Below are 17,524 nucleotides of genomic sequence, written 5' to 3'. Positions count from 1 at the left end.
CGCAATGGCCGGCCCGCCTGGGCCGGCCGTGCTGGCGGCCGGCATTCCGTCCCCATCCTCCGCGGCGATCCGGCCCGCATTCTCTTCAGTAGTCATCCATGAGCCTGTTCCGTTCGGCCGCCACGGTCAGCAGTTTCACGTTGCTGTCCCGCATTTCCGGCCTGGTCCGCGACATCCTGGTGGCCCGCGCCTTTGGCGCCGGCCCCATTACCGACGCGTTCTGGGTTGCCTTCCGCATTCCCAACCTGCTGCGCCGCCTGTTCGCCGAAGGCGCCTTCGCCCAGGCTTTCGTGCCCATCCTGGGCGCCGCGCGCAACAACCGCTCCGAGGACGAAGTCCGCACGCTGCTGGACCGCGTCGCCCTGCTGCTGACCGCCGCATTGATGCTGGTCACGCTGATCGGCATCATCGCGGCGCCCTGGGTGGTGTCGGCGATGGCCAGCGGCCTGCGCGGCGCGGCGCGCGACACCGAATTCGGCGCGGCGGTCTGGATGACGCGGATGATGTTCCCCTACATCCTCTGCATGTCCCTGATCGCCTTCGCGTCCGGCGTGCTCAACACGTGGCGCCGCTTCGCGGTTCCGGCCTTCACGCCCGTGCTGCTGAACCTGTCCATGATCGGCGCCTGCATCTGGCTTGCGCCGCGCATGGACGTGCCGGTGTATGCGTTGGCGGTCGGCGTCATGATCGGCGGCGTGGCGCAACTGGCCGTTCAGTGGGTCGCGCTGGCGCGCCTGGGCCTCACGCCGCGGTTTTCGCTGCGCTTTGGCCAGGCCTGGGCAGATCCCACCGTGCAGCGCATCCTCAAGCAGATGGCGCCCGCCACGCTGGGCGTATCCGTCGCGCAGATCTCGCTGCTCATCAACACCAATATCGCGACGTGGCTGACGCCCGGCAGCGTGACGTGGCTGTCGTTCGCCGACCGCCTGATGGAATTTCCCACGGCGCTTCTGGGCGTGGCATTGGGTACCGTCCTGCTGCCGAGCCTGTCCGCCGCGCACGCCCGCGACGACCACGGCGGCTACAGCGCACTGCTCGACTGGGGACTGCGCCTGGTACTGCTCTTGGGCCTGCCCGCCGCGGTCGGCATGGCGCTGCTGTCCGACGGGCTGGTCGCGACGCTGTTCCATTACGGCGCCTTCGACGCGCAGGACGTGTTGCAGACGCGCTTGGCGGTGATCTCTTACTCGGCGGGATTGATCGGCCTGCTTGCGGTCAAGATCCTGGCCCCCGGGTTTTACGCCAAACAGGACATCCGCACGCCCGTGAAGATCGCCATCGCCGTGCTGGTGGTGACGCAGCTGCTGAACGTGGCGCTGGTCCCCACGCTGGCGCATGCCGGACTTGCCCTGGCGATCGGCCTGGGCGCGTGCCTGAATGCCCTGGCGCTGTTGATCGGCCTTCGCCGCCGCGGCGTCTACCAGCCGGGCGCCGGCTGGACGGCGTTTGCCTTGCGCCTGGTGCCCGCCCTGGCCGGACTGGCCGCGCTGCTCTGGTATGCGGACACCCGCATCGATTGGATCGCCCTGCAGGCGCATGCCGGCCAGCGCGCGCTCCTTTTGGCCGGCGTTCTGGCCGCCAGCGGCGTGGTGTATTTCGGCATGTTGTTACTGTTTGGATTCCGTCCCAAGGACTTCGGACGACGCCCGAAGCCGTAATTCCCCCTGTTTGGGCTACATTGCCATCCAAAAGCCGGCCAAACGCCGGCTTTTCGCACTAAATTCGTCAAGAATTGACAAGCGGGCCGTAATCTTTGGTAAAAAACCTTTATGATTTAAAAATCGCGACTGAGAGGATCCCCTGCTGGCCCCGGCTGGCGGGAATATGAAGTGAAGTACGCCCAAGGACAACCCATGGCGGACCAGGTGATCAATTGGCTGTTATTGCTGCGCTCCGGCAAAGCAACGGCCCAGGACTACAACGACTTCCTGGCGTGGCGAGCGGCCGACCCTGTCCATGAGAACGCCTGGCAGCAATTGACGGGCACCCTGGCGGGATCGTCGTTCGGCCGGCTTGGCGATGTTTACGCCACCGGCAGCGGCGGCGGCGCCTCGGGCGCTGCCCCCTCGCTGATCCCTCCCCCGCCCGCGGCCATCATGCCGCCCCGCCGCCGATTCCTGACTGGTGCGCTTGCGCTCGCCGGTACGGGCGCGGCCGCCGCTTACGTCGGCAACGCCTTCTACCCGCTGAACAACGTCGCCGCCGACGCAGCCACGGCAACCGGCGAACGCCGCCGCTACCTGCTGTCCGACGGCAGCCAGCTTCTGCTCGACGCCCGCAGCCGCGTCGACCTGGATTTCACAGCCGCGTACCGCCAGGTCCGGCTTCTGGATGGCGCGGTCACCGTGTCCGTCGCGCCGGACGCCCGCCGTCCGTTCCTCGTCCAGACGGCGCAGGGCACGGTCCGCGCACTGGGCACCCGCTACATGGTGCGCCAGCAGGCGCAGCGCACGGTCGTGGTCGTGCACGAGCACGAAGTCGAAGTCGAGACCATGTCGGGCGCTCACGGCACCATCCGCGCCGGCACCGGCGCCCGCTTCGACAATGCCCGCATGGACACCCCCCGCGCCGAACTGATGGCCGAAGCCGCCTGGGAGTCCGGGTGGGTCGAAGCCCGCGGCCGCCCGCTGGCGGAAGTCATCGCCGCGCTGCGCCCCTACCGCAGCGGCACCCTGCGCGTGTCGATGGCCGCCGGGGGCCTGCCCGTGTCGGGCCACTTCCCCCTGGACGACACCGACGCCGCGCTGGACAGCCTGCAGGACCTGATGCCGATCCAGGTGCGCCGGTTCACGCCCTGGTTCGTGTCCATCAGCGTCGCGGCCTGACAACGACGGCCACGAAGGTCTGCCGGGCGCGGCGCTTTCCGTTGTATACTACGCACCGTGTTTTTATCCAGTAGGCGCCGCGAATTTTCCTCGCGTTTTCAAGAGGATCACTCGCAAGGGTTCTCCAACCCGGGAATTCTTCCCAGCAGCGCCCTCCCGCCCGGTTGACGGGCGCTCCATCGGTTAAAGCGACATTAAAAGCTTGCATTCCCCACGGGGCTTGCTACAATGTTCGACTTTGCCGAATTCAACTTACAAAGCAACATGGCCAATACCGCCCAAGCCCGCAAGCGCGCTCGCCAATCCGTTGAGCGCAACAAGCACAATTCCAGCCTGCGCTCGATGCTGCGCACCGCCATCAAGCGCGTTCGCCAATCCATCGCCGCTGGCGACAAGGCTGCGGCTGGCGAAGTGTTCCAGAAGGCCACCAGCGTGATCGATCGCGTGGCTGACAAGAACATCATCCACAAGAACAAGGCCGCTCGCCACAAGAGCCGCCTGGCTGCCGCCATCAAGGCGCTGGCCTAAGCCATTCTGCCGCCCCCGGTTTTCGGGGCGTCACGAATACGGCAAATGAAGAAGGATGCCCGCGGGCATCCTTTTTTGTTGGCTGCCGGTTTTCGCGGCGGCAAGACGCCGCAGGCCACCGTCCCTGTTACGCGCCCTGCGCGGCTGCCAGCTTGGCCTCGATGGCGGCCGCGGCGTCGCGCAGCGATTCCATGAAGGCGCCGACCAGCGGGTTGCCGGGACGATGCTCCGGAAACACCACGTTGACGCGGAACGGAAACGACCGCGTCAGCGGCCGGATGTGCAGCCCCCGCCCCACGAAGTCCAGCGCCGTCAATGGATTGACGATGGCCACGCCCAGCCCCTGACGCACGAACGTGCAAACCGACACCGCCGTGGGCGTTTCCACGATGGACCGGGGCAGCACGCCCGCCTGGGCGAATGCGTCGTCGATCTGGACGCGGTAGGGATCGTTGGCGGACAGGCTGACGAACGCCTGCCCTTCGAAATCGGCCAGGCCGATGGCGGCGTGGGCCAGCAGCGGATGGCCGTCAGGCAGCACGCAGACCTCATCAACCTGCGTCAGCAATTCCAGCCGCGTGCCGGCGGGAGCCGAATCCTGCTCGGTCAGGCCCAGATCGTAGCGCTGCGCGGTCAGCCATTCTTCGAGCAGCGGCGACTCCTGCGTTTCGACTGATAGGCTCACCCCGGGGTGGCGGCCGTGAAAGCGCAGAAACGCATCGGGCAGGATCGAATGCGAGAACGCCGGCAGCGAGATCACCGAGAGCTGCCCTTCCCGGAATGCCCGCAGACGCGCCGCGGCGGACGCCACGCGCTCCAGGCCGGCGTAGGACTGCCGCACCTCTTCAAAGAGCGCCAGCGCGGGCCGCGTGGCCCGCAGACGCCCCGCGACGCGTTCAAACAGCGCGAAGCCGATGGTCTGTTCCATGCGCGCCAGCTCGCGGCTGACGGTTGGCTGCGACGTGTTCAGAAATTCCGCCGCGCGGGTCACGCTGCCGGCGATCATCACGGCACGAAAGACTTCGATGTGGCGATGCGTCAGCATCCCAACTCCATATCAGGAATGAATCGATCCCGAAAATCAAAGCATTTTACTGGATGACGTAGGGCAGGCATCATGCCGCCTTCGATTCACTTTCCTCACGGTTCCGCTTCCATCATGACCTTCGATCCGCGCCAGCTCACCCAACTTGCCGCCGAACACGGCACGCCGCTCTGGGTGTACGACGCCGCCGTCATCCGCGAACGCATTGCGCAATTGCGCCGCTTCGACACGATCCGCTACGCCCAGAAGGCGTGCTCCAACCTGCACATCCTGCGCCTGATGCGCGAGCAAGGCGTGGTGGTGGACGCGGTGTCCCTGGGCGAGATCGAGCGCAGCCTGGCGGCCGGCTTTGATCCGCGCAGCGAACCCGAAGGCATCGTCTTCACGGCGGACCTCATCGACCACGCCACGCTGGCTACCGCGCTCAAGCACGGCATCACGGTCAACGCCGGGTCGCTGGACATGCTGGACCGCGTGGGCAAGGCATCGCCGGGCCATCGCGTCTGGCTGCGCATCAACCCCGGCTTTGGCCACGGCCATAGCAACAAAACCAATACCGGCGGCCCGCAAAGCAAGCACGGCATCTGGATCGGCGACGTGGCCGAGGCTATTTCCATCGTGCGCCGCCACGGCCTGAAGCTGGTGGGCGTGCACATGCACATCGGCTCGGGCGTCGACTACGGCCACCTGTCCAGCGTGTGCGATGCCATGGTGGACGTGGTGAAGTCGCTGGATCACGACATCGAGGCCATCTCGGCGGGCGGCGGGCTGTCGATCCCCTACCGCGATGGCGAGCCGCGCATCGACTGCGATCACTACTTCTCGCAATGGGATGCGGCGCGCCAGCGCATCGCGGCGTATCTGGGCCACGAGATTCGCCTGGAGATCGAACCCGGACGCTTCCTGGTCGCCGAATCCGGCGTGCTGGTCGCCGAGGTGCATGCCATCAACCGCCGTCCCGAGCGCGATTTCGCGCTGGTCGACGCGGGCTTCAACGACCTGATGCGCCCCGCCATGTACGGCAGCTATCACCGGATCTCGGTGCATGCGCCGGATGGCTCACATCCGCAGGACGCGCCCGAAACGCGCATCGCGGTGGCCGGTCCGCTGTGCGAATCGGGCGATGTGTTCACGCAGAACGAAGGCGGCGTCATGTCCGACCAGTTGCTGCCGCGTCCGCGCATCGGCGACTTCATGGTCTTTCACAACGCCGGCGCGTACGGCTCGTCGATGTCCTCGAACTACAACAGCCGCCCGCTGGCGCCCGAAGTCCTGCTGGACAAGGGCGAGGCGCGCCTGATCCGTCGGCGCCAGACCGTCGCGGAGTTGCTGGCGCTGGAGGCTTGAGCGAACCTGGGCCTCAGGTGGGGAACGCCTCGCGCAACGCGAAGGTCGCCTGCTTGAACACGCCCAGGTCGGTGCCCACGGCCACGAAGTGCATGCCCATGTCCAGGTAGCGCCGCGCGTCGGCATGCACGGGGGCCAGAATGCCCACGGCCTTGCCCTGCGCGGTCACCCGCTGGTACAGATGGCGGATCGCTTCCTGCACTTCGGGGTGGCCGGGATTGCCCAGATGGCCAAGCGCCGCCGCCAGATCCGACGGGCCGATGAACACGCCGTCCACGCCCTCGACGGCGGCGATCTCATCCACGGCCTCGATGCCGGGACGGCTTTCGATCTGCAACAGCACGCAGATGTTGTCGTTGATCGTGTGCAGATAGTCGGGCACCGTGCCATATCGGTTGCTGCGCTGCGCACCCGCCACGCCACGGATGCCTTGCGGCGGATATCGCGTGGCGGCCACCGCGCGGCGCGCATCCTCTTCGGATTCTATGAAGGGAATCAGCAGGTTGTAGAAGCCGATATCCAAGAGGCGCTTGATCTCGACCGGATCGTTCCAGGACGGACGGCCGATTGCCGCGCTGGCGCTGCCCTGCAGGGCCTGCAACTGCTGCAGGAACATCGGCACCTCGTTGGGCGAATGCTCGCCATCCAGAAGCAGCCAGTCGAAATCGGCCAGGCCGACGAGCTCGGCGGTGATGTGGCTGGACATGCACATCCAGAATCCGATAAGCCGTTCGCGGGCCAGGATGCGCTGCCGGAAACGATTGGGAAGAGGTGAGTTCATTGCCGCCTTCATGTCAGAAAAAAATGCCGTGTCGCCGGGACGATCGGCATCAATGGATCTCGGGTTCGCCCGCGGGCGCGGCGCGCTCCTCGGACTGCAGAAAATCGAAGTCGCACCCGGTGTCGGCCTGGCCGATGTGCTTGAGATACAGCACGCCGTAGCCGCGCTCGAAGCGGGGCGGCGGCGCTTGCCAGGCCGCACGTCGCTCGGTCAGTTCCGCGTCCGGAATCAGCAGGTCCAGCCGGCGGTTCGGCACGTCCAGCGTGATGCGGTCGCCATCTTTCACCAGCGCGAGCGGTCCGCCCACATACGATTCGGGTGCGACGTGCAACACACAGGCGCCATAGCTGGTGCCGCTCATGCGCGCATCGGAAATGCGCACCATGTCGCGCACGCCTTGCTTGAGCAGCTTTTGCGGGATGGGAAGCTGCCCCCATTCCGGCATGCCCGGCGCGCCTTGCGGTCCGGCGTTCTGCAGCACGATGACGCTATCGGCATCCACATCCAGATCCGGATCGTCGATGCGCGCGGCCATGTCGTTGTAATCCTTGAAGACGACGGCGCGGCCGGTGTGCACCTGCAGGCGCGCCTCCATCGCGGGCGGCTTGATCACCGCGCCATCGGGCGCAAGATTGCCGCGCAGCACTGCCAGGCCATCGCGTTCGATGAGCGCCTGCGCCCGCGGACGGATCACGTCTTCATTGAAGATGCGCGCCCCCGCGATGTTCTCGCCCAGCGTGCGCCCATCCACCGTGCGCTGCGCGGTGTCCAGCAGGTCGCCCAGCTGCACCAGCATCGCGCGCAGGCCCCCGGCGTAGTAGAAGTCTTCCATCAGGTACTTGCCCGCCGGCCGCAGATTGGCCAGGACGGGCGTGGTGCGCGCCAGGTGATCGAAGCGGTCCAGGTCCAGCCCGAAGCCGCTGCGGCGCGCCATGGCGATCAGGTGCACCACGGCATTGGTCGAGCCCGACAAGGCCAGCACGGTGCGCACGGCGTTGTCATAAGAGGCCGCGGTCAGCAGGTCCGAGGGCTTCAGGTCTTCCCAGACCATGTCGACGATGCGCTTGCCCGTCAGGCTGGCCATCTGCGCATGGCGTGAATCCGGCGCGGGGATCGACGATGCGCCCGACAGGCACAAGCCCAGGGCCTCGACCGCGCCCGTCATGGTGGACGCCGTGCCCATCGTCATGCAATGGCCGGGCGAGCGCGCGATGCCGTCTTCCACGCCCTGCCAGTCTTCCTCGGTGATGTTGCCCGCGCGCAGTTCCGCCCAATACTTCCAGGTGTCGGACCCCGAGCCCAGCGTGTTGCCATTCCAGTTGCCGCGCAGCATCGGCCCGGCCGGCACGAAGATGGTGGGCAGGTCCATCGACACCGCGCCCATGATGAGCGCCGGCGTGGTCTTGTCGCAGCCGCCCATCAGCACGCAGCCATCGGCGGGATACGAGCGCAGCAGCTCCTCGGTCTCCATCGCCAGCAGGTTGCGGTAGAGCATCGTCGTGGGCTTCTGGAAGGGCTCGGACAGGCTCATCGCCGGCATCTCCACCGGAAATCCGCCGGCCTGCCAGATGCCGCGCTTGACCTCTTCGACGCGCTGCTTGAAGTGGCTGTGACAGGGGTTGATGTCGCTCCAGGTGTTGATGATGGCAATCACCGGCTTGCCGGCGTAATCGGAGCGGTGATAGCCCATCTGCGCGGTCCGCGACCGGTGCCCGAAGGACCGCAGGTCCTTCACGCCGTACCAGCGGTGGCTGCGCAGGTCTTCGGGTTTCTTGCGATTGTTGGAATGGCTCATGTCTCGCTTCCTCTGCTCTGTGGCGGGGTCAATGCGTGTTCATACCATAAGACGCCCCGTCGGGGCGCGATCGCCAAGACGGACTCAGGCGGGATCCAGCAGGTACGGCGTGCCGGCGCGCTCGCAGATGCCGCGCAGGCGTTCGGCCAGCGCCGCAGGAATCGGAATGCCTTCGCGCAACCGGCGCACGCGCTCGGCCGCTTCGGGCTCGCCGGCCACCAGCACCGGTTCGGACGGGTCGGCCGGCGGCGTGTCGTGCATGGCGTCGATCATGTCGTCCATGTCCGACTCGAACGACCCCGCCGCGCGGAAGGCGTCGGGATTGAGCGCGAGAAAGAAGTGCCCGACGTCGTCGGGTTCGCCGGGACGGCGCGTGGCGGCGCGACGGGCCGCGAACGCGCTGCCGCTGAGCGTGCCGCCCAGGATCTGCGCCATCATCGCCAGGCCATAGCCTTTGTGACTGCTCATGGCGGTGGTGCCGCCGAGCGGCGTGAGGCCGCCTTCGGGACGCTTGAAGATGAACTGCATCGCGGCGTCCGCGTCCGTGACCGGCGCGCCCTGCCCGTCCACCGCCCAGCCCGGCGGCAAGGGCTTGTCCAGGAAGTCGTAGACCTTGACCTTGTTGGCCGCCACGGTGGTCGTGGCCATGTCGAGCACGAAGGGCTCGTTATAGGCCGCGGGCGCGCCGAACGCGATGGGATTGGTGCCCAGCATCGGCATCGCGCCGCGCGTGGGGACCATGATGACGCCGTTGGCGCTGCTGGTGACCAGCCCGACCACGCCGCGTTCGACCGCGATGCGCGCGTAGACGCCCGCCGCGCCGAAGTGATGCGAGTTGCAGACCGAGACCGCGCCCACGCCATGCTCCAGCGCCTTGTCCACGGCCAGGTTCATGGCCTGCGCCGCAACCGGATAGCCCAGCCCGCCCATGCCGTCGATCAGCGCGCTGGCGCCGCTGTCGCGCACGACGCGCGCGCGAGCGTCCAGCCGCAGCGTGCCGGCGCGCCATTTTTCCTCGTAGGCGGGCAGCATGGAGATGCCGTGCGAATCGATGCCGAAGAGGTCCGTGCGCGCCATCAGGCCCGCCGTGGTGTGGGCCAGATCCTCGGCCATGCCCCACGCCATCAGCACCTGCAAGATCTGCTCACGCACTTCTTCCACCGGCACGGCCGTGGCGTTTGCTCCGTTCCCTGACACTGTCTGTCTCCTGTTGTCTTGTGGTGTGGCGGGCGGCGCTGGCGGCGTCAGTCCCGGTCCCGGTCGACCAACCGGTGACGGGCCTGGCCCAGATGGAACTGCATCGCGACGCGCGCGCGTTCGCCGTCCTGTTCGCGGATCGCTTCCAGGATGGTCGCGTGCTCGTCCACGACGCGCTGCGCGCGCTGGCGCGAACCCGTGCGCGTCAGATTGAGCGTCAGGCGCATGAAGCCGCTGATGGATTCATGGATGCTTTCCAGCACGCCCAGATAGAAGTCGTTGCCGCTGGCCTCGGCGATGCTGGCGTGAAACGCCAGGTCCGCTTCCGCCGACACCTGGCCCTTGGCAAGCGTATCGGCAAATGCCGCATGCGCGTCGGCGATCTTGCCCAACTGCTCGTCGGTGCGCCGCAAGGCCGCCAGGCGCGCGGCGTCGCCTTCAAGCGCCACGCGCACCTCTTGCGCGCGCAGATAGGCGCCGACATTCTGCACATCGTTGAACGCCTTCAGGCGCGGCGCGGGCTGGTGGCTCACGAAGGTGCCCAAGCCCTGGTGCGCGGTAATGAGGCCGTCGGCGCGCAGCCGCAGCAACGCTTCGCGCACGACCGGCCGCGACACGCCGTAGCGTTCGGAAATTTCGTTTTCGGAGGGCAGTTTGTCGCCGACGTTCAGTCCGCCAGAGACGATCTGTTCGAAGATCTGGCCGTAAAGCTGGTCCGCCAGCCGTACCCGGTGCCCGCGTTCCAGCACCGGCGCGGCGGACGCCTCCGGATCGCCGGACGCAGTCGGCGCGGGTTGGGGGGATGCTTTGGGTCGAGCCACGTAACCTCCTGGTAGTAGGGCCTGTCCACGCGCGGGGAACAGGCCCTGACAGACTGCTGCGACACGCGGACGGCGCTCATCGTACCCGCAATGCGGGTCCGGCGCGCCGCGGCCGTCACGCCGTGGCGGTCTCGCGGTCCCAGGCGGCCAGCGCGCGGGCCACGGGCGCCACGCGCTCGCGCTCGGCGCTGGAGATGCCGGTCAAGAGCGGCAGCATGGGACCCATGTCCGCCACGCCCGACAACGTCACGGCGTCGTGCAGCACGCGGATGGGACTGATGCTGTCGCGGCAGTCTTCCAGCCCGAGGTACTGTTCGCGCACGGCTTCGGCCTCGTCGTAGCGGCCTTCCTGCAGCAGATGCAGCAGGCGCATCGACCCGCGCGGCGCCACGCAGACCGATCCGGACGTAAAGCTCTTGAGGCCGAATTCGCGGTAGTGGACGATGGCCGGGCGCTCGCCGATGCCGCTGACGACCCAGCGCGAATCCACGGCCTGCAGCAGCGCCGACAGGTAGGCGTCTTCGGACGGATCATCGCGCACGACGGCGTACTTGAAGGCGACCAGGCGGCCTTCCTCGATCAGGCGCGCCGCGGTTTCCGGCGCCAGGTAGTCCGCCGACTTGATGTAGACCACCGCCGGCTTGCCCAGCGCATCCGTGAAACGGCGCACGCCGTCGGCAAGCCCCGCGTCGGTGTAAGGAAAGGACATGGGCAGCAGCATCGCCGTCGGGAAGGCGCGCGAACGCAGGATGGCGGCCTGGTCCATCATCTTGCCGTAGTCGGGGCCCACCGACGGCAGGATCCAGGTGTCAGGGCCCGCCAAGCTTGCCAGCATGTCCACGATGCGGGCATATTCGCTCACACCCACGTTGTAGAAGTTGGCATTGCCGCCATACATGACGTTGCGCACGCCGCCCGCTTCCAGGTGGCCGAGCAACGCCTTGTTGGCCGATTCGTTGAGCGACAGGTCGGCATTGCGGGCCAGCGGCGGCACGGCGATGACCGAGCGCTGCAGATCCTGGGCGGTGACCGGGGTGGTTTTCATGGAAGGGCTCCTGGCGGGTGCAGTTGTCAGGGAAGTAGGGTCGAAAAAGTATACTTGGTTGACAAGCTATAGCTCAATACCTATATTTGTTTTACAAGTTGATCGGCAGCACGCAAGGCGCATGAGGCGCGGGCTGCATGCGTCTTCGAGTTCTCGGCTTGCCGGGAGCGGAATACCCCCAGAAACGATGCGCGGCCACGCGCACACCGAGGAGACGAATTCCATGTATGCAGCCCCTGCGCGAGGCCGGCTTCTTGCCGCCGCCCTCCTGACGGCCACCGCCTTTGCCCTGCCGGCCTCGCCGGCCTTCGCCGACTACCCCGAGCGGGAAGTCAAGATCATCGTCCCCTTCCCTGCCGGCGGCACCGCCGACATCGCCGCGCGCGTGGTGGCGGCCGAATTGGGCAAAAGCTGGAACAAGCCCGTGGTGGTGGATAACAAGGCGGGCGCCGGCGGCAACGTCGGCTCGGCCGAAGCCGCGCGCGCCACGCCCGACGGCTACACCTTTTTGATGGGCACCGTCAGCACGCACGCCATCAACCAGTCCGTGTACGCCAAGCTGCCGTATGACCCGGTCAAGGACTTCGTGCCCGTCACGCTGGTGATTCCGGTGCCCAACATCCTTGAGCTCAATCCCAAGTTTGCCGACAAGCACGGCATCCGCACCGTGGCCGATCTGATCAAGTACCTGAAGGCCAATCCCGACAGCGTCAACATGGCGTCCACGGGCAACGGCACTTCCACGCACCTTTCAGGCGAACTCTTCCAGAGCATGACCGGCACGCGCATGACGCACGTGCCCTACAAGGGCAGCAGCCCCGCGCTGACGGACGTGATGGCCGGATCGGCGGACCTGATCTTCGACAACCTGCCCTCGTCCATGGGATTTCTGAAGGCCGGCAAGCTTCGCCCCCTGGCCGTTACGACGGCCAATCGCTCGCCTGCCCTGCCCGACGTGCCCACGATGGCCGAAGCCGGCGTGAAGGGGTATGAGGCATCGAGCTGGTTCGGGCTGCTGGCGCCGGCCGGCACACCGCCCGAGATCGTCGAGAAGGTCCAGCGCGACGTGGCCGCCGCCTTGCAGCAGGAGCCCGTGCGCGCGCAGCTTCAGGCGCAAGGCGCGACGCCGTCCGGCAACACGCCCGCCCAGTTCAAGCAGTTCATGGCCCAGGAAACCGTCAAGTGGGCCGACGTTGTGAAGAAATCCGGCGCCAAGGTCGACTGACCCTGCACCGATCCGGGGCCTGCCCGCAACGCGTGAGCGGCGGGCTCTTCATCATCACGCGAACCAGGAGACACCATGAACAAACTGATCAGCGCCGTATTCGCGGCGGGCGCCGTTGTGCTTGGGTCGCCGGCGGCCCATGCCGCCGGTTACCCCGAAAAGCCCGTCACCATGATCGTGCCCTTCGTGCCCGGCGGGTCCTCCGACATCACCGCGCGTTCGGTCACGCCGGCGCTGTCCAAGATCCTGGGACAGACCTTCGTCGTCGAGAACAAGCCGGGCGCGAACAGCGCTATCGGCGCCCAGGCGTTGGCCCGCTCCACGCCGGACGGCTACACCATGATGGTCGGCTCCATCGGCACCTTCGCCATCAACGAAGCCCTGTACAAGAACCTGTCGTACAACCCCAGCAAGGATTTCGCCTACCTGACGCAGGCAGTGCGCAATCCCAACGTGCTGGTCGCGGCGCCTTCGTTCCCGGCCAGCACCGTCGCCGAGCTGGTCGACTACGCGAAGAAGAATCCGAATCGCGTGTCGTACGCCTCGTCGGGCACGGGCTCGTCGGATCACCTGTCGGCCGTACTGTTCCGCCAGCGCACGCAAAGCACCGGCGTGGACGTGCCTTACAAGGGCGGCGGCGCGGCCATCGCGGACCTCATCGGCGGGCAGGTCAACGTGTCCTTCCAGAACCTGGGCGCGGTGCAGAACCACATCAAGGCAGGCAAGCTCAAGGCGCTGGCCATCACGGGCGACGCCCGCACGCCGGACCTGCCCGATGTGCCGACGCTGACGGAGGCCGGCATCAAGGACATGGTGGTGTATTCCTGGCAGGGCTTTGCCGTGCCCAAGGGCACGCCGCAGCCGGTCGTCGACAAGCTGGCCGAGGCGCTGCGCACCGCACTGCGAGAGCCCCAGACCCAGAAAACGCTGCAAGGCATGGGCTTCGAGGTCGTCGCCAACACGCCGCAGCAGTTCGCCGATTTCCAGCAGGCTGAAGTCAAGCGCTGGAAGGACGTGATCCAGAAGGCCAACATTCAGCTGGAGTAACGCTTCGCCGGATGCCTGCATGCGGGCATCCCGCAGCGGGTGCGCAGCCGCCTTGGCTGCGCGCCCGGCCCGCAAGGTCCCCGCTTGAATCAAGTAGCATGAAACCTTCGCCACCCAACCGTACGACAACATGACCACCAAGCAACGCATCATCCAGGTCGGCTCGCTGGCCGGCTCCCCTTCCGCCAACCAGCGCCTGGCCGATGGCTATGACGTCATCGAATTGTGGAAGTACCCGGACCGCAAGGCTGCGCTGGCCGAGCACGGCAAGGGCATCACCGCCGTCGTCACGTCCGCCAATTTCGGCGCCAACGCCGAGCTCATCAACGCGCTGCCGGACCTGAAGGCCATCTGCAGCTGGGGCGTGGGCTACGAGACGATCGACGTCGAGGCCGCGCGCAAGCGTGGCGTGCTGGTCAGCAATACGCCCGACGTGCTGACCGATTGCGTGGCGGACCTGGCCTGGGGCCTGCTCATCGCCGGCGCGCGCCGCATGGGTCAGGGCGAACGCTTCGTCCGGGCCGGCCAATGGGGCCAGGTGCATGGCAGCATCCCGCTGGGCCTGCGCGTCAGCGGCAAAAAACTGGGCATCGTCGGCCTGGGCCGCATCGGCGAAGCGATCGCCAAACGCGGCACGGGCTTTGACATGGACGTGCGGTATCACAACCGCAGAAAGCGCGACGACGTGGCCTACGGCTACGAAGCGTCGCTGACGGACCTGGCCAAGTGGGCCGATTTCCTGATCGTGGCCACGGTGGGCGGTCCCAGCACGCGCCACCTTGTGAATCGCGACGTGCTGGAAGCCTTGGGCCCGAAGGGCATCATTGTCAACATCGCGCGCGGTCCGGTCATCGACGAAACCGCGCTGGTCGCGGCCCTGGAAGATGGCAAGCTGGGCTGCGCGGCGCTGGACGTCTTCGAGCACGAACCCAAGGTGCCCGAAGCGCTGATGAAGAGCGACAAGGCCGTGCTGCTGCCGCACATCGGCAGCGCCACCGAGGAAACGCGCCTGGCCATGGAAAACATGATGCTGGAAAACCTGCAGTCGTTCTTCGAGACCGGCCGCGTGATCACGCCGGTGGAATAACCGGCTTTGTTCGTCCGGGCCTCAGACACAAAAAAGCCTCTCGGCGCCCATACCGAGAGGCTTTCGACTTTCCGGCCCCCGCGTGTCCGGTCAGTCTTTGTCGCGCAAAGGAACGTGGGCGTTGCCGCCCGGCGCGGTTATTTCGTCGGCGTCGTGGCGCCAGACTTGTGCGTGTTTGCTGCGCCTGCCGAATGCTTGGCGGACGACTTGTCAGCCTTGTGATGCTTGTGATGCGCCTGGGTCTTGGTGTCGCCGGTCTTGCTGGCGCCGGCCGCAAACGCCGACGGTGCGGCGGCGAGGCCCAGGCACAGGGCCGAGGTGGAAAGAAACGCAGCAATGCGGGAGTGAGTCGTCATTTGTGGTACTCCTGGTTGGTGAAGGCCGAAGGCCTTTTGCCGTTACGGGGCGGCACGATGCCGCAAGTCCCGTATGCGGTTTGAAGCCTGCCCCTTCAGAAGGTTCAACGAAGAACCACAATTTTTCCGTCACTCAAGAATTGTTGCTATCCCTCGAACGCCAGCAACGCCACGGTGGCGAACAGCATCAGCGCGAAGCAGGCTCTCAGCTTGCGTTCAGGAAGCCGGTAGGCTAGCCGCACGCCAATGGGCACGAAGATCAGGCTGCCGATGGCTAGCGGCGCGCCGACCATCCAGTTCGCCTGTCCCGCCCACGTGTAGGTGATGAGCGCGATCGTGGAACCCGGGATCACCATGCTGAGCGCAAGCGCCTGTGCGGTGGTCTGCGGCAGGCGAAAGACCGTGGTGATGATGGGCACGGCCAGCACGGCGCCGCCGACGCCAAAGAATCCGCCCAGCGTTCCGCACAGGATGCCCAGCACACTTGCGCGGCGCGGCGTGAAGACCGGCGCGGGGCGCTTTGGCGGTGGCGCGCGGCGCGCCGCCGGACGCGAGGCGCGCCAGGTCTGCCAGACGTAGAACAGTGCGATGAAGAACAGGAACACCGCGAAGCTCTGGCGCAGCAAGGTCGAGTCGATGCCCAGCGCCATCCGCGCGCCCACCCACGTGAACACCACGGCGCCCGCCGCGCCCGCCAGCGCGACGCGCTTGTCGATGCGGGTCTGCTGGTTGTACTTGCGCACTGCCATCATGATGGTCGGCAACACCATGATGAGCGCCGTGCCCTGCGCAAGCTGTTGGGACATTCCCATCAGGAGGACGAGGGCAGGAATGGCGATCAGTCCGCCCCCGATGCCCAGCACGCCGCCCATGAAACCGATCAGGCCGCCGGCTGCCAGGCAGGCGGCGATGACGAACAGACTCACGTGTTGCTCCAACAGACGTCGCGACGCATCAACGCAGCTTTTCCAGTGCCGCGTCCAGGCGATCGACCGCCCAGATCTCCAGGCCCTCGATGGGCTGGCGCGGCGCGTTGGCCTTGGGAATGAGCGCCACCGAGAAACCGAGTTTGGCGGCTTCGCGCAGACGTTCCTGGCCGCGCGGGGCGGGCCGGATCTCGCCGGCCAGGCCCACCTCGCCGAATGCGATCAACCCGCGCGGCAGCGGCCGGTCGCGCAGCGACGACATGATGGCCAGCAGCACCGGCAGGTCAGCCGCGGGTTCGGTGATGCGCACGCCGCCAACCGCATTGACGAAGACGTCCTGGTCGAAGGTCGACACGCCCGCGTGCCGGTGCAGCACGGCCAGCAGCATGGCGAGACGGTTGCCTTCCAGGCCGACCGTCAGCCGGCGCGGATTGGGCGCATGGGAACTGTCGACCAGCGCCTGGATTTCAACGAGGAGCGGACGCGTGCCTTCCTGCGTGGCCATGACGCACGAACCGGCGACCTGCTGCTCGTGCTGCGACAGGAACAGTGCGGACGGATTGGCCACGCCGCGCAGGCCGCGGTCGGTCATGGCGAACACGCCAAGCTCGTTGACGGCGCCGAAGCGGTTCTTGAAGGCGCGCACCAGGCGGAACGACGAATGCGTGTCGCCCTCGAAGTACAGCACGGTATCCACGATGTGCTCGAGAACGCGCGGTCCGGCCAGCGCGCCGTCCTTGGTGACGTGGCCGATCATGACAATGGCGATGCCGGTCTGCTTGGCCAGCCGCGTGAGCTGCGCCGCGCATTCGCGCACCTGCGACACCGATCCCGGCGCCGCCGTGAGTTCGCCGCTGTAGAGCGTCTGGATGGAGTCGATGACGGCGACGGTGGGCTTTTGTTCCGACACCGCGGCCTGGATGGCTTCGAGGCGGATTTCGGCCAGCAGGTTGACGTTGCCGGTTTGCAGGCCCAGCCGGCGCGCGCGCAACGCGACCTGTTCGGCGGACTCTTCGCCCGTCACGTACAGCACGTTGGTGGTTTCGGACAGCGAGGCCAGCGCCTGCAAGAGCAGCGTCGACTTGCCGATGCCGGGATCGCCGCCGATCAGCACCACGGCGCCGGCCACCAGGCCGCCCCCGAGCACGCGATCGAATTCGTCCAGGCCGGTGGGCTGGCGCGGCGTTTCGCGGGCCTCGATTTCGGACAGGCTGCGCACCGGGCTGGACGAGGCCAGCGGCGCATAGCGGTGCGCGGCGGCCGCGGGCGCGGACGACTCCACCGTTTCTTCAAGCGTGTTCCAGGCGTTGCAATGCGGGCATTTGCCCTGCCACTTCGGGGTGGTGCCGCCACAGTCGGCGCACACATAAACGGTACGGGTTTTTGCCATGCGCGAAAGTGTACCCGGCAACGCGCCCGCGCCGCGCGGGAACAATGACCGGAATGTCACGCCCCGAGACGTGGCCCGAAGGCCATTTCTTTCAGACAGCTTTCACAAA

At 66.9% G+C, this 17,524-nt stretch carries 16 protein-coding genes; 7 read left to right on the top strand and 9 right to left on the bottom strand.

What is annotated here, in order from left to right:
* Positions 1-98: 98 nt before the first annotated feature.
* The 3 genes from murJ (at position 99) to rpsT (ending at position 3,353) form a co-directional block, all read left to right on the top strand.
* On the top strand, positions 99-1,658 hold the full coding sequence (gene murJ, locus KVT32_RS00725; RefSeq protein ID WP_152384809.1) for a murein biosynthesis integral membrane protein MurJ: 1,560 nt from the start codon (positions 99-101) through the stop codon (positions 1,656-1,658).
* 195 nt (positions 1,659-1,853) lie between these two features.
* Entirely contained in the window at positions 1,854-2,825 is a 972-nt protein-coding gene (locus KVT32_RS00720; RefSeq protein ID WP_062840668.1) for a FecR domain-containing protein, read from the top strand.
* Between the two features lie 264 nt (positions 2,826-3,089).
* Positions 3,090-3,353, top strand: coding sequence for a 30S ribosomal protein S20 (gene rpsT, locus KVT32_RS00715; RefSeq protein ID WP_043542310.1), 264 nt, complete (start codon positions 3,090-3,092; stop codon positions 3,351-3,353).
* A gap of 127 nt (positions 3,354-3,480) precedes the next feature.
* Here rpsT and KVT32_RS00710 read toward each other — a convergent pair whose 3' ends face one another.
* A complete protein-coding gene (locus tag KVT32_RS00710; protein WP_217617509.1) occupies positions 3,481-4,398 on the bottom strand; it encodes a LysR family transcriptional regulator in 918 nt (305 codons plus the stop codon).
* 114 nt (positions 4,399-4,512) lie between these two features.
* Between KVT32_RS00710 and lysA the strand changes: the two genes are divergently transcribed.
* Positions 4,513-5,745 (top strand): diaminopimelate decarboxylase, encoded by a 1,233-nt coding sequence (lysA, locus tag KVT32_RS00705; RefSeq protein WP_152385536.1) that lies wholly within the window; start codon positions 4,513-4,515, stop codon positions 5,743-5,745.
* Between the two features lie 13 nt (positions 5,746-5,758).
* Here the strand turns inward: lysA and garL are convergent, their stop codons facing one another.
* From garL to KVT32_RS00680, 5 genes are all read right to left on the bottom strand, one after another.
* Positions 5,759-6,526, bottom strand: a complete 768-nt coding sequence (gene garL / locus KVT32_RS00700) for a 2-dehydro-3-deoxyglucarate aldolase (protein ID WP_152384811.1) — start codon at positions 6,524-6,526, stop codon at positions 5,759-5,761.
* A gap of 49 nt (positions 6,527-6,575) precedes the next feature.
* On the bottom strand, positions 6,576-8,321 hold the full coding sequence (araD, locus tag KVT32_RS00695) for an L-arabinonate dehydratase (RefSeq protein ID WP_152384812.1): 1,746 nt from the start codon (positions 8,319-8,321) through the stop codon (positions 6,576-6,578).
* Between the two features lie 84 nt (positions 8,322-8,405).
* Positions 8,406-9,518, bottom strand: coding sequence for an Ldh family oxidoreductase (locus KVT32_RS00690; protein WP_062840665.1), 1,113 nt, complete (start codon positions 9,516-9,518; stop codon positions 8,406-8,408).
* 47 nt (positions 9,519-9,565) lie between these two features.
* The gene (locus tag KVT32_RS00685; protein WP_142054650.1) at positions 9,566-10,339 is read right to left on the bottom strand and encodes a FadR/GntR family transcriptional regulator; all 774 of its coding nucleotides are present in this window, start codon (positions 10,337-10,339) and stop codon (positions 9,566-9,568) included.
* Positions 10,340-10,454: 115 nt separating this feature from the next.
* On the bottom strand, positions 10,455-11,384 hold the full coding sequence (locus KVT32_RS00680) for a dihydrodipicolinate synthase family protein (RefSeq protein ID WP_056324227.1): 930 nt from the start codon (positions 11,382-11,384) through the stop codon (positions 10,455-10,457).
* A 223-nt stretch (positions 11,385-11,607) separates the two neighbouring features.
* Between KVT32_RS00680 and KVT32_RS00675 the strand changes: the two genes are divergently transcribed.
* From KVT32_RS00675 to KVT32_RS00665, 3 genes are all read left to right on the top strand, one after another.
* Complete coding sequence (locus tag KVT32_RS00675; protein ID WP_062840791.1) at positions 11,608-12,609, top strand: tripartite tricarboxylate transporter substrate binding protein; 1,002 nt, start codon at positions 11,608-11,610, stop codon at positions 12,607-12,609.
* Between the two features lie 75 nt (positions 12,610-12,684).
* A complete protein-coding gene (locus KVT32_RS00670; RefSeq protein WP_152384813.1) occupies positions 12,685-13,656 on the top strand; it encodes a tripartite tricarboxylate transporter substrate binding protein in 972 nt (323 codons plus the stop codon).
* A 130-nt stretch (positions 13,657-13,786) separates the two neighbouring features.
* Entirely contained in the window at positions 13,787-14,743 is a 957-nt protein-coding gene (locus KVT32_RS00665; protein ID WP_217617508.1) for a 2-hydroxyacid dehydrogenase, read from the top strand.
* 137 nt (positions 14,744-14,880) lie between these two features.
* Here KVT32_RS00665 and KVT32_RS00660 read toward each other — a convergent pair whose 3' ends face one another.
* The 3 genes from KVT32_RS00660 to radA all read right to left on the bottom strand — a co-directional run bounded on the left by KVT32_RS00660 (position 14,881) and on the right by radA (position 17,415).
* On the bottom strand, positions 14,881-15,099 hold the full coding sequence (locus KVT32_RS00660) for a hypothetical protein (RefSeq protein WP_056324221.1): 219 nt from the start codon (positions 15,097-15,099) through the stop codon (positions 14,881-14,883).
* Between the two features lie 146 nt (positions 15,100-15,245).
* Positions 15,246-16,025, bottom strand: coding sequence for a sulfite exporter TauE/SafE family protein (locus KVT32_RS00655; RefSeq protein WP_056324218.1), 780 nt, complete (start codon positions 16,023-16,025; stop codon positions 15,246-15,248).
* A 28-nt stretch (positions 16,026-16,053) separates the two neighbouring features.
* Positions 16,054-17,415, bottom strand: a complete 1,362-nt coding sequence (gene radA, locus KVT32_RS00650; protein WP_056324216.1) for a DNA repair protein RadA — start codon at positions 17,413-17,415, stop codon at positions 16,054-16,056.
* Positions 17,416-17,524 lie beyond the last annotated feature (109 nt).

Source organism: Achromobacter sp. GbtcB20 (assembly GCF_019091095.1).
Lineage (GTDB): Bacteria > Pseudomonadota > Gammaproteobacteria > Burkholderiales > Burkholderiaceae_B > Achromobacter > Achromobacter mucicolens.
The sequence above is the reverse complement of the archived record's forward strand: the minus strand, read 5'-3'. Positions and strand labels throughout refer to the sequence as shown.

Excerpts from the sequence above, each read along its gene's own strand:
- murJ (WP_152384809.1), top strand. The coding sequence starts at position 99 with ATGAGCCTGTTCCGTTCGGCCGCCACGGTCAGCAGTTTCACGTTGCTG.
- KVT32_RS00720 (WP_062840668.1), top strand. The coding sequence starts at position 1,854 with ATGGCGGACCAGGTGATCAATTGGCTGTTATTGCTGCGCTCCGGCAAA.
- rpsT (WP_043542310.1), top strand. The coding sequence starts at position 3,090 with ATGGCCAATACCGCCCAAGCCCGCAAGCGCGCTCGCCAATCCGTTGAG.
- KVT32_RS00710 (WP_217617509.1), bottom strand. The coding sequence starts at position 4,398 with ATGCTGACGCATCGCCACATCGAAGTCTTTCGTGCCGTGATGATCGCC.
- lysA (WP_152385536.1), top strand. The coding sequence starts at position 4,513 with ATGACCTTCGATCCGCGCCAGCTCACCCAACTTGCCGCCGAACACGGC.
- garL (WP_152384811.1), bottom strand. The coding sequence starts at position 6,526 with ATGAACTCACCTCTTCCCAATCGTTTCCGGCAGCGCATCCTGGCCCGC.
- araD (WP_152384812.1), bottom strand. The coding sequence starts at position 8,321 with ATGAGCCATTCCAACAATCGCAAGAAACCCGAAGACCTGCGCAGCCAC.
- KVT32_RS00680 (WP_056324227.1), bottom strand. The coding sequence starts at position 11,384 with ATGAAAACCACCCCGGTCACCGCCCAGGATCTGCAGCGCTCGGTCATC.
- KVT32_RS00675 (WP_062840791.1), top strand. The coding sequence starts at position 11,608 with ATGTATGCAGCCCCTGCGCGAGGCCGGCTTCTTGCCGCCGCCCTCCTG.
- KVT32_RS00670 (WP_152384813.1), top strand. The coding sequence starts at position 12,685 with ATGAACAAACTGATCAGCGCCGTATTCGCGGCGGGCGCCGTTGTGCTT.
- KVT32_RS00665 (WP_217617508.1), top strand. The coding sequence starts at position 13,787 with ATGACCACCAAGCAACGCATCATCCAGGTCGGCTCGCTGGCCGGCTCC.
- KVT32_RS00660 (WP_056324221.1), bottom strand. The coding sequence starts at position 15,099 with ATGACGACTCACTCCCGCATTGCTGCGTTTCTTTCCACCTCGGCCCTG.
- radA (WP_056324216.1), bottom strand. The coding sequence starts at position 17,415 with ATGGCAAAAACCCGTACCGTTTATGTGTGCGCCGACTGTGGCGGCACC.